This is a genomic window from Paenibacillus sp. J22FR5 (assembly GCF_059691975.1).
In genome coordinates, this window is the sequence record NZ_JCAUAN010000030.1 from 1 (window position 1) to 17,682 (window position 17,682).

Consider the following 17,682-nt stretch of genomic DNA (forward strand, 5'->3'; position numbering starts at 1 on the left):
CACATTAGCACTAACTTAAGTATCGCGTCCTACGTAGTATCATTTAACTAGTCTAAGTTCTCCTAGCGCCCCAATTCCCACATTAGCACTAACTTAAGTATCGCGTCCTACTTAGTATCATTTAACTAGTTTAAGTTCCCTTAACGCCCCAAGTCCCACGTCAGCATCATGCAGTTCCTCTCCCACCCAGCACTCGCCAGCAACTCACCCCCTTTTACTTTCACATCCGGGCATGATAATTTTATAAGTTAGAAGCAGAGCATTTTGAATTTAATGTTCCGTCCCCTTTGATAAGATGATGACAAGAACAACAACAGATAAATGAGAGGGGTAACAATCGATGAAAAAGCTCAGTCAAACAGTCGTAAGCGTTATCGTAGTTGGCGGTTTATTGGCGGGATGTTCCACGCAAAGTGATAGCGGGAGTAAAACATCGGCAGCACCAAGTCAAACAGACACAGCCGTGAAAAAAGAAGAAAAAGTAAAACTCACGTTCTGGAGAAACTCAGGGAATGATACGGAGAATGCGGCCTACGACAAATTAGTGGCATCCTTTATGCAAAAATATCCGAATATTTCCGTGGAAATGACACCGATTCCCTACTCGGATTATGACACGAAATTACGTGTATCCATCGCTTCTGGAAGTCCTCCGGACATCATGGCACTAGATGCACCAACTGTCGGTTCGTATGCAAACGCGGGAGCTCTCAAACCGTTAACGGCTTACTTCAAGCAGGACGGTCATATGGACGATGTTCCGAAATCAACACTAGCCACCTACACGTATCAAAATGAAATCTACATGGCACCGCTGACCGAATCTTCGATTGCGATGTTCTATAACAAAAAGCTTTTCCAAGCGAAAGGCATTCCGCTTCCTTCCAAAAACCCAGACGAGCCTTGGACTTGGGATCAAGTTTTGGATGCTGCGAAGAAAGTAAATGATCCGGCGAATGGGATCTTCGGTATCGATCCTGCGCAAGGGTTTGGAAACGCGGGTGGTACAGCGTATTTCAAGTATCCGATCATTTGGCAGCTCGGTGGCGAGATCATGAGCCCAGACGGTAAAACGTCCAAAGGCTACCTAGATTCCCCACAAACAAAAAAAGCCGTACAGTTCTTCTCTGATCTATATAACAAAGATAAAGTATCTGCGTTGGAGTATCCACCGGATCCGTTCCCGAACGGCAAGCTGGCAATTACGATCGACGGCTCGTGGTCCCTTGCTAATTTGAAGGATAAATTCCCGAATTTCAAGCTAGGCGAAGACTATGATATTGCACCATTGCCAAAAGGAACAACGCAAGCTGTTGCCAACGGCAGCTGGGCACTCGGTATTTCCGCGAAAAGTAAGCACCCAGATGAAGCTTGGAAGTTCATTAACTGGGTGACTGGAGAAGAAGGACAGAAAACGTACGCAGGCATGACGAAGGATATTCCATCCCGTTATTCATCTGCCAAGGCTTTCCCAGAGTTGAATGAATATCCGAAGAATATCTTCGTTATTCAAAATCAGAAGTACGGCAGACCGCGTCCGATCACGCCGATCTTCCCGCAAATGTCTGATGCGGTGAACAAAATGTTTGAGGATGTTACGATTGGCAAACGGAACATTGATGCCTCCATTGCAGAAGCTGTTACGACGATTGATAAGGCGTATGCAGATGTCCTAGCACAGCAGAAGAAGTAAGCAGCTCCAGATAAGTGAGACGAATCATTTTGATGATCGTCTCTTTGTCGTTGTTTTGTTAGACGGCCCAGAGGTATGATAAGTAGATCATACTTTATAAAAGGAAATGCTTTTAGTCGTAACGGGGGGATATCATGTTTTTCTCATTGAGGAGCCGTTTGATGGCGGTTTTCTCGGTTCTACTACTTCTCCCTTTTGCCACATTGGCCTATATTCTTAGTGAGGAAGCGACGAAAACGATCAAGTCGTCCATCGAGGCTTCAACGTCTCAAACAATTGAGCAGTTCGCTTCGCATGTGGGGACGCTGCTGACGCAGGTTGAGGATACGGGCAATCAGGTGGTGAGTTCTCGAACGACGCAGGATTGGTTGACCGTACATTTGAATCCGGATAGCACCATTCAGGAACGAGTTCTCACGAAGCAACGTTTACGGGAGTATTTCTCGTCCTATGGGGTGAACAACTCCAGCGGCATATCCATTAGTGCGTTTGCCGAGGATGCTGGCGGCGTGTGGACGCAGGACAAAACCTACAAGAGCAGCGCGTGGTTTCAGGCTTTTCTGACAGAAAACAAGCGTTGGACGACCGCCCATAAGGATGTCGATCAGTCGGACGAATTCATGAGGGCGAGATCGATCAATAGTTTTCTTTTTCCACTCGTACAGCTGCAGTCGCTTAAAAATATGGGGTTCATCAAGGTAAATTATCCGACAACCCTGCTTCGCAATGCCATTGAGAAAATCCATGTTGGGAAGACAGGGAAGGTCGTTTTACTGACGCATGAAGGCAATAGTGTGCTGGATCAAAATTTGTCCGAAGACGGGGACATGCTGGGGAAAGGGCTGCAGCAAATCGATGCCCGTTTTGACGGGGATGCGAGCGGAATCTTTCCGATGGAGGCGAAAGGAGAGACGAATTTGCTCTTTTTCCGCAAGCTGCCTGCACAGAATTGGACGATTATCGGAAGCGTGCCCGAAGCCGAATTGTATGAAAAAATCACACAAATTCGCCAAACGATGCTTGTAGTTACCGTTGTCTTGCTGATCCTTGCGATCCTAACAGCTTTCTGGTTGTCCGCCGGCATTACCAAGCCGCTGAGCGTCATGGGGAAGGCGATGAAGCATGTCCAGCGCGGAGAGTTCAATCAAGCACTGCACGTGATGCCGAAGGTGGGCGAGGGTCATAGTGAAGTGAACTATGTGACGGGTGTTTTCGAACAGATGACCCATCGACTGCGCTATTTGATCGAAACGGAGTTCGAGACGAATTTACGTAGGAAAAATGCGGAATACAAGGCGCTGCTGCTGCAAATAAATCCGCATTTTTATAATAATACGCTTGAAATCATTAGCGGTCTAGCCGCCATGAAGCGGGAAGATCTTGTCATGGATGCGACCGAAGCTTTGGGCAAAATGATGAGATACTCGCTCAACCTCGGTAGTGATTTGGTACGTGTAGCTGAAGAAATGGCGTATATTCGGGATTATTTGTTCATCCTTCATTTGCGACATGAGGAGCGATTACAGGTTGTGATCGAGGAGGATCCCGCGGCAGCGCATTTCTTGATTGCCAAGTTCATCATACAACCATTGGTGGAAAATGCGGTGAAGTACAGCTTAGAGAAGGACGGCGTCGCACAGATTACATTGAGGACGAAGCTGCAGGAGGATAAATTGCTGATCTCCGTGAAGGATAATGGCATTGGCATGTCCCCTGAATTAGTCCAAAATTTACTGGAAGAGATCAAAACGGGAGATTCCGTAGCGATTCTCAGTACCGAGGGGCAGAGTATCGGACTTCGCAATGTATTATCCCGCTGTCGCCTGAATTATGGTGAGCAATTCGAATTAGACCTGCATGCCAAGCTGGGGGAAGGGACGGAACTGAATCTGATCCTGCCGCTGATAAGGAGCTGACAACCAAGATGTACAGAATCATGCTGATTGATGATGAGGTCGGTGTTCGTAATAGTATTAAAGCCAAAATCGATTGGACATCCGCTGGCTTCGAAATCGCCGTGGAAGCGGCTAATGGTCTGGAAGCTTTGCAGCTTCTGGAGGAGCATCCGCTGCCGGATGTTGTCATTACCGATGTTCGAATGCCCCAAATGGACGGGATTGCCTTCGTTAACGCATGCAAGGGAAAGTACCCAGCGCTTCGCATCATTGTGCTTTCGGGGTACTCGGATTTTGAATATATGAAGGCCGCGATTCAACTTGGGGTGAAGGATTATTTACTCAAACCTGTGGTTCGCAGTGAACTAACCGCACTTCTTGGCAAGTTAGCCGCGGAATTGGAAGAGGATCGCAATCGCATCCGTGAGCAGGATCAAGAGGAAATCAAAAATCACCAACAGCTGGGGCTGATGCAAGAGCAACTCCTTTGGCAGCTGGTGAAGGATGAATGGTTCAGCGTGTCCACCATGAAGGAACGGATGGAGCAATTGAAGCTTGCAGCGCTAGCAGTTGATGATGTGCATGCGCAGTTTATCACCGTGGAGATGCGTATTCCGCCAGGGCGGTTGGACGATTGGAGTGAGCGGAAAGACTTGCTCTACTTAGCTTTTCAGATGCTGTGCCGGGAATCTGCGCAGAAATGGGAGCACATCTATCCGTTCTACGCGATGAGTCATCCTGCGATGATACATTTTGTCATTCGGATTCAACATGCCGAGCATGACCGCTTCCTGGTCGACTTCGTGCGCAAGCTGAAGCGGGACATCCAAAGCTACCTCAAAGTAGACAGCGTGCTCGGCATCGGCGAGCCCATCCATGGCCTGAGGCAGCTCAAAAATGGCTACGCCTCGAGCATGCTGGCTTGGAGCCAAGGCACCATCCACTCCGATAAGGCCGAGCCGGATCGGAATATGCTCGCCATGACGCACACCTTTTCCCCCGAGGTGGAAAGAAAGCTGATGCAAACGATCGAAAATCTCGATATGTCCGCATTTACGAAGCAGCTGCATACCATTTTCTCTGCGGATCGCGACACGCCGATGTTTGTGTTTACCTTTTTGACCCTGCGCATTATTCTCTTGTTTAACGCCATTGCGAAGAAATTTGAGCTTGGAGATACTTCTCTGCAGAGTTACCTTTGGAATTGCCAAATGACCGTGAGGGACTACTCTTCCAGAGAGCAGGTGTTGGAGCAACTGCATGATATGGCCCAACTGGTCATGGAAGAAGTGAGGAAAACCAGGTTCTCCAGCGGACAACAAATGATGGAAGCCATTCGCAACTATGTGGATGAAAATTATTCCTACGAACTCACCTTGGCGTCGCTGGCAGACATGTTTCATCTCAATGAAACGTACTTGTCAGGTCTGTTTAAGCAAAGTGTAGGGGTTACATTTAGTGACTATGTCACGAAATTACGGTTGAGCAGGGCAACGGTTTTGCTCAAAGAAAGTGAGCTCAAGCTAACGGATATTGCTACGTTGGTGGGATACTCTAGTTCGAGCTATTTTAGCACGGCTTTTAAGAAGTTTTATGGTAAGGGACCGAAGGAGTATCGGGAGGAACTACGTGGGAGTGAAGTATTAGACTGACGTTCACTGAACTCATTGATGCTATGACAGGAGAAGTTGAATAACAATTTACTAGATTAACCACCGTTTGTTCAAGACGGTGGTTTTTTGCTATTGAACGAAAACAGCAGGTCTCACATATAAAAGTAGCCAGTTGTCACCACGTTCTACTCCTAAGCTAGGTCATAATAACAGTGCTATTAGTGGAAAATTATAGAATTAGTATAAACAACTAGTCCCCCCTATGTTAAATGAACATATTATGCTAATGAAACTATAAGACAACTATCATGGAGGGAGGAATAACTAGGAAACTGGAACTCACATACGGTTCGTTCAGTTCATTAGAGAGATAGTAAAGATGATATTTAAGATCTTCATTAAGATCTTAAATTACTTTATCGAAAAGAGGTTGAATTAAGATGCTGCAAGAATTCATGATTCCTATCACCATTTTGTCGTTTATATGCACCATTACTTTTATTATCTTTCGTCCTAATGTAAATGAATCTATTCCAGCAACAGTTGGGGCGATATTTGTCCTCCTTAGCGGTAGTGTTACTATAAATGATTTGGGTAAAATAACTGAAACCATTGGTGGAGCAGCCGTAACCATTATGGCAACGATTGTTATGGCTATTGTTTTGGAAAGTTTTGGATTTTTCAATTGGTCTGCTGAGAAACTTCTAGAACGAGCAAGAGGATCAGGGATACGTCTTTTCTGGTACACGAATTTATTTTGTTTTCTGATGACCCTTTTTGTTAACAACGACGGAAGTATATTAATTACAACACCGATCTTACTTATGCTGCTTCATCAATTAGGTCTTAAAAACCACCAAAAAATTCCTTATCTACTTTCCGGCGCTTTAATTGCAACAGCTTCTAGCGCACCTATTGGTGTAAGTAATATTGTAAATTTAATTGCATTAAAAATTGTTCATATGGACCTCTACATGCATACAGCGATGATGTTTGTTCCTGCTTCACTTGGTCTTGTACTCCTTACATTCCTTCTATTTATCAGTTTTTATCGCGTATTACCACGAAAACTACCAGCAATTAAAGTTGTACCCTTAAATCAAACCCATCCGCTGAAAGAAATTTCGTCACCGATTCCGAAAGAGAATCAAACCAAGTTCATGCGAAATATCTTAATTTTTGTATTCAGCGTTCGTATAAGCCTATTTGTTGCCTCTTTCATTCATTTTCCAGTTCCATTAATGGCTGTTATCGGTTCTACATTCCTACTGGGATGGCGTTGGTATTATTTGAAAATTGCACCTACAGACATGATTAGAAAAACGCCATGGTATATACTCGTGTTTGCCTTTAGTATGTATGTAATTATATATGGTTTGCATAATATCGGATTAACTCAAATGCTCATCCATCTTATGCAACCTCTCGTTTCTGGCAGTTTAGTTCATGCAAGTGTAATGATGGGAATTCTGCTTTCTATTTTATCGAATTTATTCAATAATCATCCTGCATTGATGGTAGGAACATTAACTTTGACGAACATGGGTCTTGATCCTCTTACCTTAAAAATTTCTTATCTGGCGAGTGTAATCGGCAGTGATATGGGTTCCCTTCTTTTACCAATCGGAACGCTTGCGACCATCATGTGGATGCATATTATCAAAAAAGGAAAAGTCAAATTAAGTTGGGGCCAATACGTGAAAGTAACTGCAACTGTCATCCCAATCACTGTGATTTTCACGTTAGTCATTCTAGCATTTTGGGTATCCTGGATTTTTTAATCCGGCTGATATGATCAAAAACTGGAGGTTATTCGTATGCGTGTGCTTCAACAATTTGTTGGTCAACAAGTGATCGTTGAAATATCAGGAAATAATATGTGTACAGGTAAATTAATCGATCTAGGATTGGATATTATGGTCATCGTTAATAAACAACAGTTCTTTTATATCCCCTTAGTCAACGTGCAAAATGTAAAATTGAATCCAGTGTCTAGTACGGATCCAGAACATATATTTGATGAAACGCCAATTGATTATCAAGAGGATGGCCTCTCATTTAGGAAGATATTAAATAATGCTAAAGGACGATTTGTAGAGATTTATGTAACTGGCAATAAAACGATCCATGGTTATTTAACGAGTATTATGAATGATTATTTTATCTTTTACTCTCCTGTGTATAAAGCCATGTTTGTGTCTATGAACCATTTAAAATGGTTAATTCCTTATCGCTCTAGTCTCACACCCTATTCGCTTAATAACCAATCACTTCCTTTGAGTCCTATCAATATTACTTTATCAAGAACTTTTGAAGAACAGTGTAAAAAGCTTGAGGGAAAACTAGTTGTTTTTGATCTTGGAGATAACACCAATAAAATAGGCTTACTTCATAAAGCGGATAGTGGTTCCATAGAGCTAATAAATGCCAGTGGAGATAAAGTAGTTTGGAATATACATCATTTAAAAACGGTATATACGCCATGATTGTTGAAGGATATTTCATCGAAAATAAAAAAAACGACCTTCAAGGGGAAGGTCGGTCGAAAAAAGGCTGAATTATGCATTTGCACACCTTATCTTATGAGAGTAAGGTCTGAGAAGTTTGGGTATCTAACTAGATGTCAAAAACTTAAGTAGGATAATTATAAATTGCTAAAGTCATATACTCTCATCAAAAAGATGAGAGTATTTTTTTGTTTTTGGACGAGGCCAGCCGCGTCACATTCTTCAAATCATTTTAAAAGCAAACTCCCAATGATATTGAAATCTTTCTACCTCCGTACTCGGTACAATAACGATACATCAAAATAGACAGCGACTAGAGGGAGGAACCATGCGCAAGAAATTAGGGTTATGGGTGGCAGGTAGCGCTGCGATCGTACTTCTATGTTGGGGGGTGACGGCTTTGGTAACAGGTGACGGTAAATCGAAGGACTCAGCGGAGGAATCAGCTTTCTCCTATGTGAAGGATCCGACTTATTATACGGAAAAGTTTCGCTCGCAATATCACTTATCTCCGGAGTCAGGCAATCTGAGTGATCCGAATGGCATGGTGTATTTCGAAGGGGAATACCATCAATTCTATCAAAATAGCGGTCAATGGGGTCATGCGGTTAGTCGGGATTTGATTCACTGGGAGCACCTCCCGGTTGCTCTGGCTCGGGACTCCCTCGGGGAAATCTGGTCGGGCAGCGCGGTTGTAGATGTGAAAGATACGAGTGGTTTCTTCGGCGGCAAAGCTGGCTTGGTCGCAATTTTTACGCATTTCAAAGGCGGACTACAGTCGCAAAGCATTGCTTACAGTACGGATAAAGGCCGGACTTGGACCAAATATGAAGGCAATCCGGTGATTCCGAATCCGGGCTTGAAGGATTTTCGAGATCCCAAAGTGATCTGGCATGAACAGACCAAATCTTGGGTCATGGTGGTGTCAGCAGACAACCGTGTTCAATTCTATTCCTCGCCGGACTTGAAAACGTGGAAGCTCACTAGTGAGTTTGGCAGCGATCAAGGCTCGCATGCGGCGGTTTGGGAGTGTCCGGACTTGTTCGAACTGCCAGTTGAAGGCACGAAAACGAAGAAATGGGTGTTAGCCGTAAGCATCGGCAGTAACAACACAACGAAAGGCTCCACGGCCCAATACTTCGTCGGCACGTTCGATGGGCATACCTTCAAGAATGATAATCCAGCCTCTGCTGTACTTTGGACGGATTACGGGAAGGATTTCTATGCCGCAGTATCTTATTCAGACATTCCAGCGAAGGATGGGAGACGCATCTGGCTAGGCTGGATGTCCAACTGGCGTTATCCGTTCGCGATGCCGACGGGTGCTTGGAAGGGGAATATGTCCATACCTCGCGAACTGCGGCTGAGGAATAGTCCTGATCAAGGCTTACGCTTGATTCAGGAGCCAATCAAAGAATTGCAGACCCTGCGAGGTAAGGAAGTAACGGTCACGAAGCAAAAGTTAGCGGCTGGAGTTAATCCTTTTGATAGTCTGAAAGGAACTTCGTATGAACTAATCTCGGAGCTCACCGTTCAGCCGAATAGCAAAGTAGAGTTCCAACTGCGCAAAGGAACCGATCAAGCAACGCAAGTCAGTTATGACGCGAATGCTGAAAAGTTGACGATAGACCGGACGAACTCGGGCATCACCTCATTCGAAAAGGGCTTCGCCGAGCAAGTATCGGCGCCGCTGAAGCTGAAGGATGGCAAGCTGAAGCTCCGCTTTTTCGTAGATGAAGCCAGCCTTGAGGTGTTTGCTAATGACGGCGAGGCTGTTGTAAGCAGCCTGATCTTCCCTGACCCAACGAGCAATCGACTGGAACTGACCGCGTCCGAAGGCAACATCACGTTGGACAAAGCGCAGTTTTATCCGATGGGGACGGTGTGGCGCGACGAAGATGTGAATGGCGTAACGCCTATAAGAGTAGTTCTGAACAAGACTACGCTTGATGTACCTGTTAACGGCAGTCAGCCTATTGAAGCTTCCGTAATTCCACTAAGTGCACCGCAGGAGTTGAAGTGGATATCTAGCGATGAAGGAATCGCGTCCGTTTCAGGGGGGGATGGTCGCGCGACGGTCAAAGGTGTCAAAGCTGGGCAGGCCGAGATCAAGGCGACAAGCCAGGATGGGACCGTCGTGTCGAGCCTTCAAGTGTATGTTTTTGATGGCATGTAACAGATGTGGAATGGAGAGATGACCTATGGCTACTATAGAAACTGTGGAAACAGTGAAAACGGTTATATCAAGTAAGAAAAAATCACAAAGCTTTCGCAAGCATGAGCAAGCTACTGCATTCTGGTTTATTTTCCCGGCGATAGCTTTGCTGCTCGTCTTCGTGTTCTATCCCATGCTGCAAGCTTTTTTAATCAGCTTCAAGAACTATTCCTTAGTCGGCGCAGGCGATGTGTTCGTCGGTATGGATAATTATGTGCATCTCCTGAAGGATCGTGCCTTCTTTAATAGCTTGAAGCATTCGTTTTATTTTGCTCTGATTGTGATTCCGATTCAAACGAGCATCGCGTTAGGGCTTGCCCTATTGATTCAGAAGAAAACCGCGACAGCAGGGCTGTTTCGAACGCTTTATTTTATCCCGGTTATTATTTCGACGGCGGTGGCGGCAACGGTTTTTAAGCTCATTTATAACAAAGAGTTCGGCCTCCTGAATAGTGTGCTCAAAGCGCTGCACCTGCCGGTTACAAGCTTTCTATCTGACCCGAAAACCGCGATGAACGGCATCATTGTGCTCGGCATTTGGAAGGGCGCCGGGTTCTTCATGATTATTTTCCTGGCAGGCTTAAACAATATATCGCCAGATCTCTATGAAGCAGCCAGAGTGGATGGTGCATCACGCATTCAGCAGTTTTACAAACTCACGCTTCCGCTGTTGAATCGAACGATGGCCTTCGTGGTCATCATGACGACGATCGATGCAATCAAGCTTTCGGGTTTAGTTTTCGTACTGACGAACGGCGGACCAAATAGCTCAACAGAGACGGTTGTTTTCTATATTTATAAGCAGGCTTTCTCGCAAATGAGGATGGGGTACGCGACGGCAGCGGCTTTTGTGCTGTTCGCGATTGTACTGACCATTTCGTTGATCCAAATGAAGCTTTTTAACAAAGACACAGATTAAGAACAAGGAGGGACTCGCTGTGAAAAGGCTAACTAACGTCGTAACGATGCTCGTCATGATTGTGATCGCGCTGATTTCTGTCGCTCCTATCCTATGGATGGTTACCGGCGCATTTCGGCCATACCAGGAGCTTTTCAAATACACATCGCTGAATATTCACTTAGTAGTTCCCGTAGAATGGACATGGAAGAACTTTCATAACGTGATTTTCAATGCGCGGAATCCATTTCTTCGCTATATCTGGAATACCTTATTCGTGGCTTCGGTCGTAACGATGCTTGTGCTCATCATTAATTCGATGGCGGCATTTGCGTTTGCGAAGCTCCGATTTCCCTTTAAAACGGTCGTTTTTGCCTTGTTTATGTCGGCGATGATTATTCCAGGCGAAGTAACACTCGTGCCTAACTACTTACTTATGCATGATTTGGGCTGGTTGAACTCGTACAAAGCACTCATTATTCCTTCGATGTTGTCCGTGTTCGGCATCTTTATGCTGCGGCAATTTTTCGCGGAGGTTCCCAATGAAATGATGGAAGCTGCCCGGATTGACGGAGCGAGCTTGCCGCGTACTTTTGTAGCGATCGTTTTGCCGGCCGCAGTGCCTGCGTTAATTACGCTGGGACTTATGACCTTCCTAGGGAACTGGGACTCCTATCTGTGGCCGCTCATTGTGATCAATGATCAGAAAATGCAGATGATCCAAGTCGGGATCTCTACGTTTTCCTCGAATGAGGGGACGGATTGGTCTAAGGTATTGGCTGCGAATACGTTATCCACTGTGCCTATTCTAATGCTGTTCTTATTTTTGCAGCGTTACTATATTCAAGGGATCACGATGTCGGGTATCAAGGGTTAAGGAAAAAGAAAGGAGCTTACGGCATGAACTATGATGTAGTTGCGCTTGGGGAGTACTTGATTGATTTCACACCGTATGGCCGCTCCGAGGCGGGACAGCCGTTGTTTGAGCGCAATCCCGGCGGAGCACCTGTGAATGTGGCAGCCGCGTTGGCGAAGCTCGGCAAGAAAACGGGGTTCATCGGGAAGGTCGGAAGCGACCCTTTCGGTATGTATTTGCGTGAGGCTTTACGCGACGTCGGCGTGTCAGATCGAGGTTTGGTTGAGACGGATGAGGCTCATACGACAATGGCTTTCGTTCAGTTGGATGCGGGAGGCGAGAGGTCTTTTCATTTTGCTAGAAATCCCGGTGCGGACCAGCTATTGAGAGCGGATGAGGTAAATCTCTCCATGCTGGAGGAGGCGCGGATTTTTCATTTTGGCTCGATTTCGATGACGGCGGAGCCTGCTTACACGGCTACTTTGAAGGCGGTTCAGCATGCGAAAGAACATGGCGCTTTGATTTCTTTTGACCCAAACTGGCGTCCTTCGTTGTGGAGGGATGAGGAGCACGCGCTAGAAGCGATCCATGTAGGCTTAAGCCTCGCGGATTTGGTTAAGGTTTCCGAAGAGGAGCTCGTCTTCTTGACGGATGAGAAGGATTTGGAGAAGGCAGCGAAACAACTGGTTGAGCAGTATGGGATCACCTTGCTTTTGGTCACGGCAGGAGGGGCAGGCTCCTTTTATCATATGAAGGATTGGTGGGGCAAGATCGAGAGTTATCCCGTTCATACGATGGATACAACAGGTGCGGGGGATGCGTTTTTCGGGGCTTTATTGTATGAAGTTTTGGAGATGGGAAAGCCATTACAGGCTTGGCAGGAAGAGGAGTTGCAAGCGGCTTTGCGCTTTGCTAATGCGGCGGGAGCATTGGCGACCACTCGGAAGGGTGCGATTCCGTCGCTAGGTACGATAGAAGAGATTCAGGCGTTGATGCAGGCTGGGGCTAACTTAGAAGGATAGATTTTGTGGATGAAATCAGAGGGAGGATGAGCTGGGATGAGTCATCAGGTAGGAGCGGAGCAAGGGCAAACAGATCAAGCTCAGGTAGATCAAGTACGGATAGATCAAGGGCAAGCAGTAAGGAATAAGCTGCACATGGAACGTGTGGAACAAGCGAATCAAGCTTTGGAGAAGGCAGCCGAATTGGTTGTGGAGGATGGATTCAGGCTTGGTTATCATCTTATGCCACCAGCAGGTTGGATGAATGATCCGAATGGGCTGATTTATTGGAACGGAGAGTATCACGTGTTCTATCAGCACTATCCATACGAACCGAAATGGGGCCCGATGCATTGGGGACATGCCAAAAGCACGGACTTGGTGCACTGGGAGCATCTGCCTATCGCTTTGGCGCCTTCGGAAGATTATGACAGTGGAGAAACGGGTGGCTATGGCTGTTGGTCAGGCAGCGCAGTGGATGTTAACGGCGTTCTGACTTTAGTCTATACAGGCCATGTTGATGGACGTACGCCGATGGAGGTTCAGTGCCTCGCGACCAGTACGGATGGCGTTACTTTTAACAAATCAGTGGCGAATCCTGTTATTGCAGGCGCACCAGAGGAAGGTGGCTTCGGCTTCAGGGATCCAAAGGTTTGGCAGCATGATGGTCAGTGGTACATGGTGCTCGGTTACGGTAAGGATGGCTTAGGCAAATCGCTGATGTACACCTCTCCGGATTTGCTAGCTTGGCGCTATCTCGGTGTTGCGGCGGAAAGTAATGGCACGATGGGAGATATGTGGGAGTGTCCAGATTTATTTCCTTTGGGAGATGGGGATGAGCATGTGCTTGTCATTTCACCGATGAATATGGGAACCACGAAGACAATGTACCTCACGGGTAAACTGAGCTATGAAACGGGAAAATTCGATTACGGTTATGATGAACGATTGGACTATGGCTTCGATTTCTATGCACCACAAACGTTGGTGGACGGCAAAGGACGGCGCATCCTGATTGGCTGGATGAACATTTGGGGCGCTCAAATGCCCGAGCAAGCGTACGGCTGGATGGGGGCTTTCACCCTGCCGCGCGAGCTGATTCTAGCGGAGGATGGCACGCTGCGGATGCAGCCTGTGGCGGAGTTGGCGGCTTTGCGGAAGGGACGGGAATGCGTCGACCGACAAGTGATTTCAGCTGACACGATTGTTCGGCTGGCAAACATTCAAGGCGACCAGTTGGAGCTGATTGCCGTGTTTAACACGAAGGAATCTGGCCCGGAGGCTGTGTTCGGGCTTCTCATTCGCTGCTCAGAGGATGGTTCCGAGTATACGGAAGTTTCTTACTCGGTGGCGGAGCGTATACTTCGCGTTGATCGTACACAATCGGGTTCAGGTGAAGCTGGTGTGAGTGAAGTGCAAGTAGATCCGCTGGAAGACGGTAGCATCAACATGCATTTGTTCGTGGATCGGTCTTCGCTGGAGCTGTTTGCGAATAATGGGGTGAAGACGATGACGAATCGGATCTACCCGAAGGAGGGCAGCCTTGGCGTCAAGCTTTTTGCTCGGGACGGGGAAGCAACGTTGGAGAGCTTAAACGCGTGGGAATTGTCGGTATAGACATAGCACTTATAACCAAAATTAAACAAGCCGAGCATTCCATGAAGACAGGTGGTATAATAGGTTAAGCGTTTCAATTCACCTGACGAAGGAGTGGCAAGGATGGCAATACAGAAAGACTGGGCACAAGAAGCATGGGCACAAACGGTAGCAAAAGTAGGCAAAACCAGCAAGCGCATTGGTGATGGTTTCCCGCATGCAAGTGTGGGTGGAGAATATAAGCTTGAGCCTGCTTATTGGTGGACGGCAGGGTTCTGGCCAGGGCTGCTGTGGCTTTTGTATCGAGACACGAAGGATGAGGGTCTTAAGAAGTTAGCGGAGTCTTGCGAGCAGCAGCTTGATCAAGTCGTCGCCGACTACTATCGTCTGGATCACGATATCGGCTTCATGTGGACGCTGACGAGCGTCGCACACTACAAGCTGCTTGGCGCAGATGACTCCAAGCGCCGTGCCTTGCTGGCAGCGAATCTGCTAGCTGCACGATTCAATGTGAAGGGAAGCTACATTCGCGCTTGGAATCCTTGGCGCGAAGGCGAAGACAATGCTGGCTGGGCGATCATCGACTGCATGATGAACCTGCCTCTGCTGCACTGGGCTACGCTGACCACAGGCGACCCGCGTTACAAAGAAATCGCCGTAAGGCATGCCGACATGGCGGTCGATCACTTTATCCGTCCCGATGGATCGGTGAATCATATCGTGATTTTTGATCCTGCCACCGGTGAAAAGCTTTCCGTGAACGGCGGGCAAGGTTTTGCGCCGGAATCGGCCTGGTCCCGGGGAACCGCGTGGGCGATTTACGGTATGAGCCTCAGCTATAAGTACACTGGCGATGAGAAGTATTTACAGGCGGCGAAGCGTGCCGCGCATTTCTTCTTGGCCAATCTGCCGGAAGACCATGTGCCGCATTGGGATTTCCGTTTGCCAGATGGCATTCCAGCGTACCGCGACTCCTCAGCAGGCGCATGTGCGGCTTGCGGATTGCTCCTAATCGCGGAGCAGGTGAACAGCCAAGAAGCTACTCTTTACCGCGAAGCGGGTGAGCGTATCTTGTATTCACTTTACACGAACTACGGTGCGTGGGATTCCGAAACCGAAGAAGGGCTAGTAACCCATGGCACAAGCCATTACCCAGAGGGGAAAAACATCGATGTTCCACTCATTTATGGCGACTACTATTTTGTAGAGGGTCTTTCACGGTTGCTTGGGCACGGCGAGTTGTTCTGGTAGTCTAAAGTCATTTATATTCAAAAAGAGTTGTCCTGGAGTAGCATCGAGCTACTTACGGGCAGCTCTTTTTTTGTTTTTCACCTAGAACTAGTGTGTTCATCCCACAAAAAGACTTTTACTACAGTAAATCGACATCCACCCTCATTGTTGGCTCCTCCCGCTCAAACCTATAATTAACACAGAAGACAAATAAATAGTGTAGGTGAGAGCAGATGAAATCCGCTACTGTGAATGAGGTTGCCCAGCGGTCAACCGGTGCAACAAAGAAGAAAGGTTGGTGGAAATACGTCCTGCAGCATCGTGCGTTTTATATCATGCTGATTCCTGGACTGCTGTATTTCCTCGTGTTCAAGTATGTACCCCTCATGGCGAGCTTCATCGCCTTTCAGGATTACAACATTTTCAAAGGCTTCACAGGAAGTGAATGGGTTGGGTTCAAGTGGTTCCATCAACTATTCACGTACGACAAGTTCGGACGATTGCTCCGAAATACGCTGTTAATCAGCTTATACCAAATTGTATTCGCCTTCCCATTGCCGATTCTACTGGCGATCATGCTCAATGAAGTGCGAACGATGGCCTTCAAGCGAATAACGCAAACGGTGCTGTATCTACCTCATTTTTTATCATGGACGATCGTTTTCGGACTCACGTATATGTTGCTTTCACCAACGCAGGGGCTTGTGAACCATATGATCACTGCCTTCGGTGGTGATACCATCGCGTATCTTCAGAAGTCGCAGTACTTCCGATCCATCATTATCATTTCGGGCATCTGGAAGGAAATGGGCTGGAATGCCATCATTTTTATCGCAGCGCTGGCGGGTATTAATCCTTCGTTGTATGAGGCGGCCAAAATGGATGGAGCCAATCGTTGGAAACAGTTTCTTCATATTTCGGTGCCAGGCATGCTGCCCGCTATCATGATTCTGTTGATGCTAAAAACGGGTCATATCCTGGATTCAGGCTTTGAGCAAATCTATCAGTTCCTCAATCCGGCTACACAGGAGACGGGTGATGTCTTGGATACATATACGTATCGGGCAGGGATTCTGCAAGGACAATACAGCATAACGACAGCTGTTGGGTTGTTCAAATCAGTCATTGGTTTTCTATTGCTCGTCATTGCCAACCGCGTAAGTAAATGGACAACAGGTGAAGGGCTTTACTAAAGGGGTGAACTATACACGATGAAAATTAAACGATCTTTGGGAGAAGTCGTCTTTGATACGACGAATGCTGTGCTATTGCTGCTCTTTTGTGCGGCTGTAGCGATCCCGCTATTGAATGTAATTGCAGGCTCGTTAAGCTCAAATGAAGCCATTATTCATTCCGAAGTGGCGCTGTGGCCTGTAGGTTTCAATTTGCATAACTATGAATTTGTTATACGCAATGTTGTTTTTTGGAGATCGTTCGGAGTTACGGTTCAAATTGTACTGATAGGTACCGCGATCAATATGCTGCTGACGATTCTCACATCCTATCCACTTTCGAAAGGGTGGTTGGGCGGCCGTAAGGCGATTCTACTTTTTATCATCTTCACGATGATCTTTCAGGCACCATTGGTTCCTATGTATATCCTGGTGAAAAGCTTCGGCATGCTCAACACGATCTGGTCGTTAATCATCCCAGGTGCGCTCAGCGCTTTTAATATGATGCTGTGCATCACCTTTATGCGGTCGCTTCCGGAAGAAATGTTTGAAGCGGCGAGGGTGGATGGCATGTCGGAATACCGAATTGTATGGCGCATTGTTGCTCCGTTATCGATGCCAATCAATGTGACATTAATTTTGTTTTATGCCGTAGGACATTGGAATAATTATCTAGGTCCATTGCTCTATATCACAGATCGGGAATTACAACCCTTACAACTGTATTTGTATAAATTGATCTCACAATTTGATGCGGATTCAGCTGGAGGCCAGTCGGTCTTGGAGTTATCCAGTGCCATAACCCCTCAAGGACTGCAAATGGCGACGATTGTGATCGCAACCATCCCGATAATCATTGTCTATCCGTTCTTGCAAAAGCATTTCATCAAAGGTGCCTTGCTGGGCTCGGTTAAAGAATAAGTTGTTGCCAAGGTACTTTCATATTTTATCCAGGAGGTGGTATAAGTCTAACCAGTATTACCCAGGTGATGTATGCAAATTATAA

General features: G+C 46.6%; 13 protein-coding genes. All 13 read left to right on the forward strand.

Annotated elements, in window-relative coordinates; translation table 11 throughout:
* Positions 1 to 340: 340 nt before the first annotated feature.
* Positions 341 to 1,693 carry an ABC transporter substrate-binding protein gene (locus AC58P7_RS26790; RefSeq protein WP_497348453.1) on the forward strand — a complete coding sequence of 451 codons (1,353 nt, stop codon included), beginning with the start codon at positions 341 to 343 and terminating at the stop codon, positions 1,691 to 1,693.
* Positions 1,694 to 1,854: 161 nt separating this feature from the next.
* Positions 1,855 to 3,609, forward strand: coding sequence for a sensor histidine kinase (locus AC58P7_RS26795; protein WP_497348455.1), 1,755 nt, complete (start codon positions 1,855 to 1,857; stop codon positions 3,607 to 3,609).
* 8 nt (positions 3,610 to 3,617) lie between these two features.
* Positions 3,618 to 5,240 (forward strand): response regulator transcription factor, encoded by a 1,623-nt coding sequence (locus AC58P7_RS26800; protein WP_497348457.1) that lies wholly within the window; start codon positions 3,618 to 3,620, stop codon positions 5,238 to 5,240.
* 401 nt (positions 5,241 to 5,641) lie between these two features.
* Complete coding sequence (locus AC58P7_RS26805) at positions 5,642 to 6,982, forward strand: arsenic transporter (protein WP_497348459.1); 1,341 nt, start codon at positions 5,642 to 5,644, stop codon at positions 6,980 to 6,982.
* Between the two features lie 36 nt (positions 6,983 to 7,018).
* Entirely contained in the window at positions 7,019 to 7,687 is a 669-nt protein-coding gene (locus AC58P7_RS26810) for a YwrJ family protein (RefSeq protein WP_497348460.1), read from the forward strand.
* Positions 7,688 to 8,036: 349 nt separating this feature from the next.
* Complete coding sequence (locus tag AC58P7_RS26815) at positions 8,037 to 9,884, forward strand: GH32 C-terminal domain-containing protein (RefSeq protein WP_497348462.1); 1,848 nt, start codon at positions 8,037 to 8,039, stop codon at positions 9,882 to 9,884.
* A 25-nt stretch (positions 9,885 to 9,909) separates the two neighbouring features.
* Positions 9,910 to 10,842 (forward strand): carbohydrate ABC transporter permease, encoded by a 933-nt coding sequence (locus AC58P7_RS26820; RefSeq protein ID WP_497348464.1) that lies wholly within the window; start codon positions 9,910 to 9,912, stop codon positions 10,840 to 10,842.
* A 19-nt stretch (positions 10,843 to 10,861) separates the two neighbouring features.
* Complete coding sequence (locus AC58P7_RS26825; RefSeq protein WP_497348466.1) at positions 10,862 to 11,698, forward strand: carbohydrate ABC transporter permease; 837 nt, start codon at positions 10,862 to 10,864, stop codon at positions 11,696 to 11,698.
* Between the two features lie 23 nt (positions 11,699 to 11,721).
* Positions 11,722 to 12,699 carry a carbohydrate kinase family protein gene (locus AC58P7_RS26830; RefSeq protein WP_497348468.1) on the forward strand — a complete coding sequence of 326 codons (978 nt, stop codon included), beginning with the start codon at positions 11,722 to 11,724 and terminating at the stop codon, positions 12,697 to 12,699.
* A gap of 135 nt (positions 12,700 to 12,834) precedes the next feature.
* The gene (locus AC58P7_RS26835) at positions 12,835 to 14,295 is read left to right on the forward strand and encodes a glycoside hydrolase family 32 protein (RefSeq protein ID WP_497348553.1); all 1,461 of its coding nucleotides are present in this window, start codon (positions 12,835 to 12,837) and stop codon (positions 14,293 to 14,295) included.
* A 102-nt stretch (positions 14,296 to 14,397) separates the two neighbouring features.
* Positions 14,398 to 15,525 (forward strand): glycoside hydrolase family 88 protein, encoded by a 1,128-nt coding sequence (locus tag AC58P7_RS26840; protein WP_497348470.1) that lies wholly within the window; start codon positions 14,398 to 14,400, stop codon positions 15,523 to 15,525.
* A 212-nt stretch (positions 15,526 to 15,737) separates the two neighbouring features.
* Positions 15,738 to 16,697, forward strand: a complete 960-nt coding sequence (locus AC58P7_RS26845) for an ABC transporter permease (protein WP_497348472.1) — start codon at positions 15,738 to 15,740, stop codon at positions 16,695 to 16,697.
* A gap of 18 nt (positions 16,698 to 16,715) precedes the next feature.
* Positions 16,716 to 17,597, forward strand: a complete 882-nt coding sequence (locus tag AC58P7_RS26850) for a carbohydrate ABC transporter permease (protein WP_497348474.1) — start codon at positions 16,716 to 16,718, stop codon at positions 17,595 to 17,597.
* The last annotated feature ends 85 nt before the right edge of the window (positions 17,598 to 17,682 follow it).